At 54.0% G+C, this 13,926-nt stretch carries 14 protein-coding genes; 1 reads left to right on the top strand and 13 read right to left on the bottom strand.

Annotated elements, in window-relative coordinates; all coding sequences use genetic code 11:
* Nucleotides 1-264: 264 nt before the first annotated feature.
* The 10 genes from sigH to NSQ46_RS02915 form a co-directional block, all read right to left on the bottom strand.
* The gene (gene sigH / locus NSQ46_RS02960; RefSeq protein WP_006212942.1) at nucleotides 265-909 is read right to left on the bottom strand and encodes an RNA polymerase sporulation sigma factor SigH; all 645 of its coding nucleotides are present in this window, start codon (nucleotides 907-909) and stop codon (nucleotides 265-267) included.
* 188 nt (nucleotides 910-1,097) lie between these two features.
* The gene (locus NSQ46_RS02955) at nucleotides 1,098-1,616 is read right to left on the bottom strand and encodes an NYN domain-containing protein (protein WP_342576330.1); all 519 of its coding nucleotides are present in this window, start codon (nucleotides 1,614-1,616) and stop codon (nucleotides 1,098-1,100) included.
* A 5-nt stretch (nucleotides 1,617-1,621) separates the two neighbouring features.
* Nucleotides 1,622-2,371 (bottom strand): 23S rRNA (guanosine(2251)-2'-O)-methyltransferase RlmB, encoded by a 750-nt coding sequence (gene rlmB / locus NSQ46_RS02950; RefSeq protein ID WP_007132584.1) that lies wholly within the window; start codon nucleotides 2,369-2,371, stop codon nucleotides 1,622-1,624.
* 119 nt (nucleotides 2,372-2,490) lie between these two features.
* Entirely contained in the window at nucleotides 2,491-2,931 is a 441-nt protein-coding gene (locus tag NSQ46_RS02945; protein ID WP_342576329.1) for a Mini-ribonuclease 3, read from the bottom strand.
* Nucleotides 2,928-4,334, bottom strand: coding sequence for a cysteine--tRNA ligase (gene cysS / locus NSQ46_RS02940; RefSeq protein WP_007132586.1), 1,407 nt, complete (start codon nucleotides 4,332-4,334; stop codon nucleotides 2,928-2,930). Before cysS ends, NSQ46_RS02945 begins: the two co-directional genes overlap by 4 nt.
* A gap of 149 nt (nucleotides 4,335-4,483) precedes the next feature.
* A complete protein-coding gene (cysE, locus tag NSQ46_RS02935) occupies nucleotides 4,484-5,170 on the bottom strand; it encodes a serine O-acetyltransferase (protein WP_040740229.1) in 687 nt (228 codons plus the stop codon).
* A gap of 662 nt (nucleotides 5,171-5,832) precedes the next feature.
* Nucleotides 5,833-7,296, bottom strand: coding sequence for a glutamate--tRNA ligase (gltX, locus tag NSQ46_RS02930; protein WP_340898825.1), 1,464 nt, complete (start codon nucleotides 7,294-7,296; stop codon nucleotides 5,833-5,835).
* A 48-nt stretch (nucleotides 7,297-7,344) separates the two neighbouring features.
* Nucleotides 7,345-7,833, bottom strand: coding sequence for a 2-C-methyl-D-erythritol 2,4-cyclodiphosphate synthase (gene ispF / locus NSQ46_RS02925; RefSeq protein WP_340898822.1), 489 nt, complete (start codon nucleotides 7,831-7,833; stop codon nucleotides 7,345-7,347).
* A complete protein-coding gene (gene ispD, locus NSQ46_RS02920; RefSeq protein WP_144870422.1) occupies nucleotides 7,830-8,528 on the bottom strand; it encodes a 2-C-methyl-D-erythritol 4-phosphate cytidylyltransferase in 699 nt (232 codons plus the stop codon). Before ispD ends, ispF begins: the two co-directional genes overlap by 4 nt.
* A 75-nt stretch (nucleotides 8,529-8,603) precedes the next feature.
* On the bottom strand, nucleotides 8,604-9,692 hold the full coding sequence (locus NSQ46_RS02915) for a PIN/TRAM domain-containing protein (protein ID WP_007132591.1): 1,089 nt from the start codon (nucleotides 9,690-9,692) through the stop codon (nucleotides 8,604-8,606).
* A 276-nt stretch (nucleotides 9,693-9,968) separates the two neighbouring features.
* Between NSQ46_RS02915 and NSQ46_RS02910 the strand changes: the two genes are divergently transcribed.
* Nucleotides 9,969-10,364 carry a hypothetical protein gene (locus NSQ46_RS02910; RefSeq protein ID WP_007132592.1) on the top strand — a complete coding sequence of 132 codons (396 nt, stop codon included), beginning with the start codon at nucleotides 9,969-9,971 and terminating at the stop codon, nucleotides 10,362-10,364.
* Nucleotides 10,365-10,548: 184 nt separating this feature from the next.
* Here NSQ46_RS02910 and pssA read toward each other — a convergent pair whose 3' ends face one another.
* From pssA to radA, 3 genes are read right to left on the bottom strand one after another with little or no spacing between them, the layout of a single operon-like run.
* Complete coding sequence (pssA, locus tag NSQ46_RS02905; RefSeq protein ID WP_007132593.1) at nucleotides 10,549-11,280, bottom strand: CDP-diacylglycerol--serine O-phosphatidyltransferase; 732 nt, start codon at nucleotides 11,278-11,280, stop codon at nucleotides 10,549-10,551.
* A gap of 59 nt (nucleotides 11,281-11,339) precedes the next feature.
* Entirely contained in the window at nucleotides 11,340-12,416 is a 1,077-nt protein-coding gene (disA, locus tag NSQ46_RS02900) for a DNA integrity scanning diadenylate cyclase DisA (RefSeq protein ID WP_007132594.1), read from the bottom strand.
* A 13-nt stretch (nucleotides 12,417-12,429) separates the two neighbouring features.
* Nucleotides 12,430-13,797: a DNA repair protein RadA gene (gene radA, locus NSQ46_RS02895; RefSeq protein ID WP_007132595.1), complete on the bottom strand. Its 1,368-nt coding sequence runs from the start codon at nucleotides 13,795-13,797 to the stop codon at nucleotides 12,430-12,432.
* Nucleotides 13,798-13,926 lie beyond the last annotated feature (129 nt).

Genomic DNA, 13,926 nt, shown 5'->3' with positions numbered 1-13,926 from the left:
CATCCTGCCTTGAACAGCAAAGCTGCGCCGAAGCGTGTTCTCAACATAACAGCCGTTTACGTCTATACCAGTATGTTCAATCTTCCAGCTGATAAAACACCGGATGGGGCACTTTTTAAGGGATGCATGCCGCCCGGACCGACATATAGCATATCAACGACAAAACCATCCTTCAGGCTTGGAAGCCGACAGACCGCACCCTATGGTCCAGATAATGAAAAAAAGGCTCTGATTGGAGCCTTCCCTTAACCGCCTGCCAAGCCTTTAGTTATCCCTGACCTCCAGATACCGTTCAAGCTTGCGCTTGACACGCTGGAGAGCATTATCAATCGATTTCACATGACGCCTTAAATCTACCGCGATTTCCTGGTAGGAACGCCCGTCCAGATAGAGCATCAGAACCTTACGCTCCAGATCGCTCAAAATCTCGGACATCTTATCCTCCAGACCGACGAACTCCTCTTGATTAATGATCAGTTCTTCCGGATCGCTTACCGCCGTGCCGCAAATAACGTCCAGCAGCGTACGGTCGGAATCCTCATCATAAATAGGCTTGTCCAATGAGACATACGAATTGAGCGGAATATGCTTCTGTCTCGTGGCCGTCTTGATCGCCGTAATAATTTGCCTGGTAATGCAGAGCTCGGCAAAGGCCTTGAACGAGGACAGCTTATCCCCTTTAAAATCACGTATTGCCTTGTACAGCCCGATCATGCCTTCCTGGACGATATCCTCCCGGTCGGCTCCTATCAGAAAATAAGAACGGGCTTTAGCACGTACAAAATTCCGGTACTTATTGATCAAATACTCCAGCGCCCCGCTGTCACCTTCACGGACCGCCTCGACAATGTCTTCATCACTTATCACATCATACCCTGACAACATGACTTCCTTGAGGTCCACACTCAATAGAATCCCTCCGGCCCGGAACGCACGGTAGCCCGTCACTCGCTTGAAATATATGACAAGTATATATGATGTCTACTAGACCGTCAACCACGATCTACCTAATATAGAGTGATATTAACATTAAATGTAAGATTTTCATGGTTTCTCGTAGGTTACTCATAGATTTGCAATAGCATACGCTTGCAGGACTACTCCCTCCGCCAACGCTCGAACACCTGTTTTATATCGGGCGGAAGCTTGCCGTCGAGGGTATTTCGGCCTTTGGTCTGCTCCTTGGCAATCTTCTGCTTCACCTCGCGTTCGCTCTGCTCGACTTCGTTCAGCAGTTCCCTTGCGGATAAGCGGAGAGCGCCGCGGGCAAAGATGATATGCTGTTCGATGAGATCACTGGTTGCTACATAGATTTTGCGCCGGCGATGGCTGAATTCCCCGACCAGGCGCTCGATGCATTCGTCCGCGGTTTCCTTCTCCTTCGTGAAGTATACCTGGACCTTGCCCTGCGTATAGGATTTGCCCAATCCCGGCACCCGGTACGCGTCAAAAATCGCGATGACCCGAAGTCCCGAATAAGCCTGATAATCCGCCAGCTTCGCAAGCAGCACATCCCGTGCTTCCTCCATGCTGCTGCTTGCAAGCTTGGCAAGAAACGGCCAGCCGCCGATCATGTTATAGCCATCGACCAGCAGCACATCCCGCCAATCGGCCATCGCGGCTAACCCTGAAGGCGACGACGGCGAAGCACTTCGTACATTACGACACCAGCGGCAACCGAAGCATTCAGCGAATTGATCGTTCCGGCCATCGGAAGCTTAACCAGCACATCGCATTTTTCGCGGATCAGACGCCCCATCCCTTTATTTTCGTTTCCGATGACGATCGCTACCGGCCCCTCAAACACGTCGGTGTCGTACAGCTCCTGCACGGCATCAACCACGGTGCCTACGACCCAAACGCCCATCTCCTTCAGCTGGTCGATCGTCTGGCCGAGATTGGTTACTCTTGCGACAGGCACATACTCCACGGCGCCTGCCGAAGTCTTGGATACCGTTGCCGTAATCTGCGCCGATCTGCGCTTGGGCAAAATAACGCCGTGCGCGCCGGTGCAGTCCGCCGTTCTAAGGATCGATCCCAAATTATGCGGATCCTCGATCTCGTCCAGCAGCAGCAGAAACGGCGGCTCCCCCTTATCTTCGGCTGCTTTCAGCAGATCGTCCACCTCGACGTACGCGTACGGCGCGACCTGTGCCACGACCCCTTGATGCTGAATGCCCGGAGCCATCTGATCCAGCTTGCGCTTGTCCACATGCGAGATGACGATGCCAAGCTTCTTCGCCTCCGCGATGATCGGCTGCGTTAAATGCTTCTGGGCATTTTCAGCGATCCATATTTTATTGATTGTTCGTCCCGACCTCAGCGCTTCCGTGACGGAATGCTTGCCTGCGACAATTTCCTCTTCCTGCATGTTGTACCCTCCTGCATATAAGCCTGGACGAGCGGCATTTGCCGCCAGCCGGCTGCTCGATTCGTTTCTCATGATGCATTGATGTATTGACTGACACTAAGCCTGTCCAAGCCCGTCTCTTATTTCGAATGTTCCACGTACTCGATGCTTTTGCCGACAAGCTCGCGAATCCGGTCCTGCTGCCCCGTATAATATAAATACCCTACCAAGGTTTCAAAGGCCGTCGCATGGCGATATTCCAGCACATCCGCATTTTTCGGAACGCTGCCGGATTTGGCATTGCGCCCCTGGCGAACGATGTCCTGCTCCTCTTCCGTGAGGAGCGGCTCCAGGTACGCCAGAATCCGGCTCTGGGCCTTCGCCGAGACAAGTCCCGTCGCCGTCCGGTGCAGGTGATTCGGCCGAAGATTCGGCCGGGATATCAAATACTGCCGCACGGCGACCTCATATATCGCATCCCCGATATAGGCCAGCACTATCGGCGGAATGAGCCTTGCCGGCTTCGACGGCGGAAAGTCGAACCAGCCGAAGGCCGGCTCCTGAAAGTCCGGCCCGCTCATTTGCGCTTCCAGCGCATGCCCTGCGCAGTATCCTCCAGCACGATGCCTTTGGCCGCCAGCAAGTCGCGAATCTCGTCCGCTCTTCCCCAGTTTTTGTTCTTTCTGGCCTCCACACGCTCGGCAATCAGGCGTTCAATCTCCTCATCCAGCATTTCGTCCTCGCCCGTGTTCACGATCCGCAGCACGCCGTTCATCTCGTTAAAGGCATCAAGCACCTCCCGCAGATCCGCCGCCGGAATCGAAGGCTCCTGCAGCAGCTGGTTCGCTTCGCTCGCCCACTGGAACATCGCCGTTATCGCATCGGGCGTATTGAAATCATCCTGCATTTTCTGATGAAATTCGGCAAGAACCGCCGACATTTTATTCCGGATCTCCTCGCCGGCTTCAGCATCCGGCGAGCCGACTGCCGCGCTTAACCGGTGCTTGACGTTTGCGGCGGCATTGGCAAGACGCTCCACGCTGTTCTGCGCCTGATTCATAACCTCTTCGCTGAAGTTGAGCGGATTGCGGTAATGGGTGGACAGCATAAAGTAGCGTACCGCTTCCTTCGTATATTGTTCGCGCAAATCCTTGACCAATACGCCGTTTCCGAGCGACTTCGACATCTTCTCGTTGTTGATGCGAATGTATCCGTTATGCATCCAGTAGTTCGCTAGCGGCTTCCCTGTCAGCGCCTCGGACTGCGCCACCTCGCACTCATGGTGCGGGAACTGCAGATCCTGGCCGCCGCCGTGGATATCGAGCGTATCCCCTAGATAGCGGCGCGCCATGGCCGAGCACTCGATATGCCATCCCGGACGGCCGTCACCCCACGGGCTGCTCCAGTATATTTCGCCGGGCTTTGCAGCCTTCCACAGCACGAAATCCTCCGGATTTTCCTTGCGCTTATCCACCTCGATCCGGATGCCGAACTGCAGCTCATCGAGATTTTGCTGGGACAGCTTCCCGTATCCGTCGAATTTGCGGGTGCGGAAGAAAACATCGCCTCCGTTCTCATAAGCGAAGCCGCGATCGACCAGGTCCTGAATAAATTCAATGATGTTGTCCATGTTGTCCGTTACCCGCGGATTCAGAGTCGCCCGCGGGATGCCGAGGCCGTCGAGGTCCTCATAGTAAGCCTTGATAAACTTATCCGCGACCTCCGGAACGGTGGTCCCGGTCTGTTCGGCTTTACGGATCATTTTGTCATCGACATCCGTAAAGTTCACGACATAATTGACGTCATTGCCCTGCTGCTCGAAGTACGCGCGAACGACGTCGAAAAAGATCATCGGACGCGCATTTCCGATATGAATGTAATCGTACACGGTAGGACCGCACACATAAATCTTAACCTTGCCTGCCTCCTGGGCAACGAATGTTTCTTTCATACGGGTCAATGTGTTATAGATTTGCAGCGCCATGTTGTATCCCCTCATTCCTTTCATCTAGATTGCGTCCGGCGTGCGAGAAGCCCCCGATTTTCGGGGAGAGCGCTCCTTGCAGCGTCCGCAACGGAATCGAATTCGTCGATATTGATAAACGGTTCAATGCTTTCGCTCGCAATCGCTTGTTATTCCTTATTAATCGAAGACAGCATAACCTCCGGCGCGGACTTCTTCAGCTCCCGTCTCGTCTCCTCCAGCTCCGCACGCAGCTGGTCGATCTCTTTCTGCATCGAGCGAAGGGTATCGACGATCGGGTCCGGCAGGTTTGTATGATCCAGACGGTCGCGAACCCGCTCCCCGTTCTGCTTCACCACTTTGCCGGGATTGCCGACCACGGTGCTGTTCGGCGGAACCGGCCGCAGCACCACCGCGTTGGAGCCGATATTACAGTTATCCCCAATCGCAAAGGAACCTAGCACTTTCGCGCCGGAGCCGATGACAACGTTGTTGCCGATCGTCGGATGGCGCTTGCCCTTCTCCTTGCCGGTACCGCCGAGCGTTACCCCTTGGTAAATGACGACATCGTCCCCGATTTCACAGGTCTCGCCAATGACAACCCCCATGCCATGGTCGATAAACAGCCTTTGCCCGATCCGGGCGCCGGGGTGGATCTCGATCCCGGTCATAAACCGGCTGATCTGGGATATGATCCGGGCCAGCGTGTACCAGCGCCGCTTGAATAAGGCATGGGCAACCCGATGGGCCCATAATGCATGAAGCCCCGAGTAGGTGAATACCACTTCAAAAAGCCCCCGGGCAGCCGGGTCATTCTCAAACACTGTCCGAATATCCGATTTCATCTGTTTGAACATGAACGCTCCCTCTTTCCCTGTTCCAATCGCGTTATGCATCTGTCCCTCATCGTTATTCCCTATAACAAAAACGCCTCTGCAGCTTATCGCTGCAGAGGCGTTCGACCGCGGTTCCACTCTGCTTAGAATCGGCCTTCTGATCCTCCCTTAACAGGGCATTGATCATAAGCCAATTCCTCTTCAAGTCATTAACGGCAGACGACCGGCATGATCTAACGATGGTGTTCGCTTCAACCATGCAGCTCACAGGTGCATTTCCGCTGCAGGCTAACGGGACAACTCTCAGCCGGCAGCTTGATCTGCCGATTGTCCTCTCTGGAACGTGCCTGTTTGATGCGTACTTCTCCTGATCCAAGCTATTATACGTTTATTTGTTGATATAGGTGAAGCCACCCTCCTCTAAAGGACGCTCCGTTGACGGATTGTGCTTTCGATCGCTGTTGTTTTCGGATTTCTTATTAATCACTTTCTCAAGGGGGAAATCCGAAAACAAAGGCGAACGCGTTGCTTCTACAGCTCAATTCCGTCCACTGCGCTACTTCTTCTTAAGGAGTTAATATCTGAACCTTTATCAAAGAATATTCCACTTATAGTTGAGTGTAATTATAACTGATGAAACACGGAACTGACAAGAAGGATTATCTGCCTGGAAAAGCCTATTCTTACGCGCCCTTGATCTGCGAACGCAGTCGGTCCAGCACCCGGTCTCTGCCGAGCAGCCAAATCGTCTGGTTCAGGTCCCGGCCGTGCGTCTGCCCGGTCAATGCGACCCGGATCGGCATGAAAAGCTGTTTGCCCTTGAAGCCGGTCTCCTTCTGGACTTCCTTAATGAGTGCCGCAATCTTCTCTGCGGTGAACTCGTCCGATTGCTCGATTTTGTTAAGGAACGCGGACAGTACGGCAGGCACTTGCTCGCCGCTCATGATCTCAATGCCTTCCGCATCCAGCTCGAGATGCGTGCGGAAGAAGACCTCCGACAGATCGACGATATCCGAAGCGGCCGTCATCTGTTCTTGATAGAGCGCCACCAGTGCACGCGCCCAGGCTTCCTGCTCGGGAGTCAGCTCCGCAGGCAGGCGGCTCGCCTTCTGCAAGTGCGGGATCGCCAGCGCTGCCACCCGCTCCGGATCGGCGCTCTTGATGTAGGTGTTGTTGATGTGAGCCAGCTTATTCGCATCGAAGACGGCCGGGCTCTTGGACAGCCGGTTCTCGTCAAAGATCGAGATCAGCTGCTCCTTGGAGAAAATCTCCTCTTCCCCTTCCGGCGACCAGCCGAGCAGCGAAATAAAGTTGAACATCGCCTCCGGCAAATAACCGAGCTGATCGTACTGCTCAATGAACTGGATGATCGATTCATTCCGCTTGCTCAGCTTCTTGTGATCCTCGCCGACGATGAGCGTCATATGGCCGAAGCGAGGCGGCTCCCAGCCGAAGGCTTCATAGATCATCAGCTGCCGCGGCGTGTTGGAGATATGGTCCTCACCGCGCAGCACGTGGCTGATCTTCATCAGATGGTCATCTACAGCCACGGCGAAATTGTAGGTCGGAATTCCGTCCTTCTTGACGATGACGAAGTCGCCGGTCTCTTTGCTGTTAAAAGAGATCGTTCCCTTCACCATATCGTCAAACGTGTATACGCGATCATCCGGTACTCGGAAACGGATGCTCGGCACGCGTCCTTCCGCTTCCAGGGCAAGACGCTCCTCTTCGGTCAGGTTCCGGTGCTTACCGGAATAGCGCGGCGTCTCCCCGCGGGCCATTTGCTCCTCCCGCTCCTGCTCAAGTTCCTCTTCCGTGCAGTAGCAGCGATAAGCAAGCCCGCGATCCAGAAGATCCTGCCAGTACTGCTTATAAATATCTAGGCGCTCGGTTTGACGGTACGGGCCGTATTCGCCCCCGACATCCACGCTCTCGTCCCAATCCATGCCAAGCCATTTCAGGTATTTAAGCTGGCTTTGCTCTCCGCCTTCCACATTGCGCTTCACATCCGTATCTTCGATCCGGATAATGAATTTCCCGTTGTTCTTGCGGGCGAACAAATAATTGAATAATGCCGTTCTGGCATTGCCGATATGTAAATGTCCCGTCGGACTCGGTGCATAGCGCACGCGGACTTCTCCGGTCATTTGCAACCCCTCCGCTTCTAATTCTTCAATGATTCCTGCAAACATCCTTCAAGATGATAGCATACCTTTCACAAGGCAGACAACCGATTGCGCCGCGATGCCTTCCCCGCGGCCGGTGAAGCCGAGCTGCTCGGTCGTGGTTGCCTTGACGTTGACTTGCTCAACCTCGGCATCCAGCGCCTTCGCGATTACTTCTACCATCTGCGGAATATAAGGAGCCATCTTCGGCTTCTGGGCGATGATCGTAGCATCGACGTTCCCTAATTTATACCCTTTCTCGGCAGCCATGACCCACACCTGTTCAAGCAGCTTGAGGCTGTCCGCATCTTTAAATGCGGGGTCGGTATCCGGGAAATGGCGCCCGATATCGCCAAGCCCCAGCGCTCCGAGAATCGAATCCGCAATCGCATGCAGCAGCACGTCGGCGTCCGAGTGCCCGAGCAGCCCTTTTTCATAAGGAATCGTAACTCCGCCAATGATGCAAGGCCTGCCCTCCACAAGCTGATGCACATCAAATCCATGTCCAACACGAATCATTCTACACTCTCTCCCTTACGTTTCTGTAAAAATGCGGCGTATTCCAGGTCTTCCGGCGTGGTGATCTTGATGTTGCTGTATTTCCCCTCGACCACCTTCACCGGATAGCCTGCCCATTCCATCAGCATCGCGTCATCCGTTCCGGTAAACCCTTCGCTTGCGGCCTTCTCATGCACCGGAAGCAGCTCGGAAAGACGAAAAGTCTGTGGGGTCGCAGCGGCCCACAGACTTTGACGGTCCGGGGTGCCTGTTATCAGCCCCTGGCCGTTCACCTGCTTGATCGTATCCTTCACAGGCACTCCCAGCACGGAAGCGCCGACCTCCATCGCCGCATCGCGGCAAGCTTCAATCTCCTCGGGGGTAATAAACGGTCTGACCCCGTCATGTATCATGACCCATTCGGAGGAGAGCTGCTTCATGCCTTGAAAGACGGAATGCTGTCTTTCGCTGCCTCCCGGGATGACTGCCGTCACCTTGTCCAGCCCGTATTCCTCCACCCAGGATTTGCAGCGGGGAACATCCTCCGCCCCGGTGACGAGCACCAGCTCTTGCAGCCACGGCAGCCGGTTGAACACCGAAAGCGTATGGATGATGATCGGCTTGCCGCCCAGAGCCAGATACTGCTTGCTCTCCCTGGTTCCCATTCGCGTTCCCTTGCCCGCCGCCACGATGACGGCGCCAAAGCTGTTCTTCATGCGCCAAACTCCTGTCTTAGCCCCTGCCGTCCGCTTGGCCGGCAGGCGGATATGTATATCCCCATCATACTCCGTTTACTGGGCTTTTTCCAACAGTTTCGGTTTGGCGAAGATCATCCGGCCCGCCGAGGTTTGCAATACGCTCGTGACGAGCACTTCCATCATCGTGCCGATATATTCGCGCCCGCCTTCAACGACGATCATCGTGCCGTCATCCAAATAGGCGACGCCTTGGCCATGCTCCTTGCCGTCCTTGATAATCTGCACGAGGATTTCTTCGCCCGGCAGAACGACCGGCTTGACCGCATTGGCCAAATCATTGATGTTCAGCACCGATACGCCTTGCAGCTCGCATACCTTGTTCAAATTGAAATCGTTCGTGACCACCTTGCCCTGCAGCACTTTAGCGAGCTTCACGAGCTTGCTGTCCACCTCGGAGATTTCTTCGAAGTCCCCTTCATAGATGAGTACCTTTACATCCAGCTCTTTCTGGATTTTATTCAAAATATCAAGTCCGCGGCGCCCGCGATTGCGCTTGAGCAAATCCGACGAATCGGCAATGTGCTGCAGCTCCTCCAGTACAAACTCGGGAATGACAATCGTTCCTTCGATGAACCCGGTTTTGCAAATATCGGCAATTCTTCCGTCGATAATGACGCTGGTATCCAGAATTTTATGCTCTTCGACGCGCCGGCTTTCCGGCTCGGCCGCCTGGCTCCATCGTCCCGACATCCACAAGGAAGCCAGTTCTTCCTTCTTCTCCAGTCCGATCCGAAGCCCGAGATACCCGCCCAGCACGGTAATCCCCACCTGCAGCAGCTGCCCGACTTGTCCTAACAAGGATAATCCCGGCGAGAGAAGCAAGGATAACAGAAGACCGCCTAATAGCCCGGCTGTTCCGGCTGCCAGATCATTCATCGGAATGCGTGAGAACGAAGAGATCAGGCTGTGCAGGCTTCGGGTCACCCGTTCCGCCGACAGCACGCCAATCATGCCGAATAATAAACCTCCCAGCAGCGCGAAGGCACCGCTCCCCGCCGCAAACACGCCTTGACCAAACATCGGCGAGAGCTCGGGAAATGACCGTTCGATTGTATGATATAACGTATAGCCGCTCCATGCTCCGCATAATACCGTAAATGCTAAAATAGCTTTTTTTAACATGAGCTTTCGCACACCTCCTTATTGTAAACTGAATTATGGTTATTTCTATTTTCCAGTATGCTCCAATTTCAGCCGACCTAATCGTTACGGGGCATATTTTTTATCAGGATCCCCATACCGCACGCCTTCCCCCTGTTGAAACTCACGCGATTTCCAGGCCCGCAGCGTGGGCCGCAATCTGGAATCGAATCCCTCTAAACGCCTGAAACTGGTTGAAATTGGCCGAAGTAGTGGAATATAATGAACTCAATTCATAATATCGAGGTGGATGTATAAATGAGCGCTCCTAGTTTACAGGCCTTTCAGGATCAAGTTTCCGAATTGTTGCTCCGTCACCGCAGTCTATTGGATGTTCTGTCGAAAAATGGTCAAAGCAATGCATCAGTCAACCGTGCCGTTACCAAAGCCATCACAGAATGCGGATGCATCGAGCTCCATGCCACGAAGCAAACCTTCGATATCAACGCTGATCTCGAATCCGCCCGGGAATTAGTGGGCACCCATGTCCAGGGCCATCTGTGCGAGAACTGCCGCGAAGCGGTTAGCTCCGAGCTTGGCCGCAACCTTTTTTATATGTCGGCCCTTGCCAATCTGCTCGATATTCAGCTGGATGACGTGGTGGTGAAGGAGTCGCAGAAATGCTCGACGCTGGGTCTGTTCAATCTGTCCTAAAGCTGCCATGTTCCGGATAAGTGATTGCAGGTATTTAGGGTATTCCAAAATAAACACAAAAAAGCATTTATCTCTCTGCAAGGAGCAGGGAAATAAATGCTTTTTATTTAATGTGCGCGGGCACCAACGTTTCATACCCCGCGCGGTTTGGATTGCAAATGAAGTTAATGAAGCCATAGCGGACCTACCGGTCCGAGGAGCGATAGGCTTCATCCGATTGGCTGTCATCCTTGCGGCGCTTTCTCCGCGTCAGTCTGCGGAAATTTTGCTGAAGGCCGTACCCGGCATACAGCACGAGCGGGACAAAGATCAGCATGGAGGTCTGCTCCGGAAAGAACACGGCCACCATAACGGCACCGATAATGACCAATGGCGTGAATTTGATCGCCGTTTTCGGAATGCCGATCTTCTTGAAGTTCGGGTACTTGACGGCACTGACCATGAGATAAGAAAGAAGCAACATGCCAAAAATCATATAAGGTGCCGTAATCTCTTCATGGAACAGCGCCAGCGTAGCAAGCACGCCGCCTGCAGCGGGGATCGGCAGGCCGATAAAGTATCCCGGTATTCCCGGACGGACGTTGAATCTCGCAAGCCGAAGCGCTCCGCACATCGGAAAGATCGCGGTCACGGTCCAGGCCAAGGCTGAATTGATATCTGTAAAAGCAACTGTATACATAATAAGTGCAGGTGCTACACCAAATGAGATCACATCCGATAAGGAATCCAGTTCCTTGCCGAATTCGCTCTGTGCATTCAGCGCCCGGGCCACCCGGCCGTCCAGACCGTCGAGAAGCATGGCGATGATAATCATAATGGCCGCCATACTTGTTCGGCCTTCTGTCGCCAAGATGATGCCAATCATTCCGAGAAACAGATTACCTAAAGTAAACATGTTCGGAATTGATTTCGTCATTTTATATTCACCTCGTATAATTGAACGTTCCAAACACCGATTGTTCGATTGTAGGCCTTTTAAATCTGTCTGTCAATGAACACTTGCTCCTGCAGCCTCTTCAATCCTTCCTTGATGTTCCGTGCCCGTACCTCGCCGATGCCGTCGACTTCGTCCAATTCGTGGATCGAGGCGGACATGATGCTGGACAGATCCTGGAACCGGTCGACTAGGTTACGGATGATGACATTCGGCAGACGCGGGATCTTGTTCAGGATCCGGTATCCGCGCGGCAGAATCTCTTCTTCGGAAGCGGCGGCGGAAGCTGGATAGCCGAGAAGTCTGACGATATGGTGAATGTCCAGGAGCTCTTCATCGGTCGAACGTTTAAGCGCCAGAATGATCTCGCGGATCTTCTCTTCGCTGTATTCGCGCGCATAATCCGCGTACAAGAGCCATGCTTCCTCCTCCATATTGCTTACCAGCTCATCCATCTGCATGCTGATCAGCCGGCCTTCATTGCCAAGCTCGTTAATATATCGCTTGATTTCCTTCTTGATGCGCAGCACCATCTCTACGCGCTGGATGACGTTGACCACTTCGGGGATCGTAACCAGCTCCTCGAATTCCGAGGCGGACAGGTTGGTCAGCGACTGGTTGAGCACGGCTCTGTACCGCTCCAGCGTCTGAATCGCTTGGTTGGCTTTGGTCAAAATAACGCCGATTTCCTTTAACGCATACCGCAGCGAGCCTTGATACAATGTAATGATATTCCGGCGCTGCGAGATGGACACCACCAGCTTGCCCGTCTGCTTCGCCACCCGCTCCGCCGTCCGGTGACGTATCCCTGTCTCAATGGAAGAAATGGATGAGTCGGGGATGAGCTGGGTGTTGGCATATAGTATCCGTTTCAAGTCTTCGCTCAAGATGATGGCGCCGTCCATCTTGGCAAGCTCATACAAATAGTTCGGCGAGAAATCGCAGTTGATGGAGAAGCCCCCGTCGACAACCTCCATCACCTCGGGGCTGTAGCCCACAACGATCAGCGCGCCCGTCTTCGCCCGCAGCACGTTCTCCAATCCGTCGCGAAACGGCGTTCCCGGTGCTACCAGCTTTAGCAAATCATTCATTTTGTCCAGTTGGCTCGTTTCCTTCACCTTCGTATGCCCCCTAATCTAACGCAACCGCTAATGCATCTGCAACGGTATTAACTCCGATAATTTCAATTCCTTTGGGGTGCTTCCACCCCTTCAAGCTCTTCTCTGGTAAAATCACGCGTTTGAAGCCGAGCTTCTCGGCTTCCTTCACCCTTTGCTCCGCCCGGGAAACGGCGCGAACCTCGCCGGTCAGCCCGACCTCGCCGAAGATAACATCATACGGCTTGGTCGGAATATCGCGAAAGCTGGATGCGATGCTGACAGCGATCGCCAAATCGACGGCAGGCTCATCCAGCTTGACGCCGCCGGCCACATTCAAATAGGCGTCCTGCGTCTGCAGGAACATGCCCATCCGTTTCTCCAGCACGGCGATAATCAGGTTCATGCGATGATGGTCGACGCCTGTGCCCATCCGTCTCGGTGACGGAAAATGCGTCGTGGATATAAGCGCCTGAAGCTCCACGAGCACAGGACGCGTTCCCTCCATGCTGGCAACGACGGTCGACCCGGCTACGCCTAGCGGACGCTCGGAGAGGAACAGCTCGGACGGGTTACCCACTTCACGCAGACCGTCCTCTCCCATTTCAAATATGCCGATCTCATTTGTCGAACCGAAGCGGTTCTTGACCGCACGCAGCAGGCGGTACGTATGATGCCGCTCTCCTTCAAAGTAAAGCACGCAATCCACCATATGCTCCAGCATCCGCGGCCCTGCAATGGCCCCTTCCTTGGTCACGTGGCCGACCAGCACCGTGGCAATGCCCTTCACCTTCGCCAGACGCATGAATCGGGAGGTGCATTCCCGAACCTGGGATACGCTTCCCGGCGCACTCGTGACCTCCGGCAGGTATACCGTTTGAATGGAGTCGATCACGACAAAACCCGGCTGAACGCTCTCCACCGCTTCCTCGATCGATTCCAGGTTCGTTTCGCAGAGGACGAACAGCTCCGGCGACAGCGCGCCGAGCCGGTCGGCCCGAAGCTTCGTTTGCCGAACCGATTCCTCACCCGATATATACAGGACGCGGATGCCGCTTTGCGCCAAACGGTTCGAGGCTTGCAGCAGCAGCGTCGATTTCCCGATGCCGGGGTCTCCTCCAACCAGCACGAGCGATCCGGGAACGAGCCCGCCGCCGAGCACACGGTTCAATTCCGCAATCCCCGTCTGGATTCTCGGTTCCTTTCCGCTCTCTATATTTATGATGGAAAGGGGCTTTTCTTTACTATGAAAAAGAGGGGAATTCATCCCCTGCGTCTTGATTACCGTCTCGGTCTCCTCTACCATGGAATTCCATGATTGACAGCCCGGACATTTCCCGAACCATTTCGGCGCTTCATAGCCGCATTCGGTACAGAAAAATTTCGTCTTAGTTTTGGCCATGGAAGTCTCCTTTATGTTGCCTTTTCCTTTGTCGGAATCCGTAAAACCCTGCAAAATCAGGCATTAATCAAAGTTTACCATTTCTTCTAATTGACCGTAAAGGCAAATTGCACAACTTTACACAGGATG

Origin of the sequence: Paenibacillus sp. FSL M8-0142, assembly GCF_038597315.1 — a bacterium.
Lineage (GTDB): Bacteria > Bacillota > Bacilli > Paenibacillales > Paenibacillaceae > Paenibacillus_AQ > Paenibacillus_AQ lactis.
Note: the sequence above shows the minus strand (reverse complement) of the source record. Positions and strands in the feature narration are given on the sequence as shown.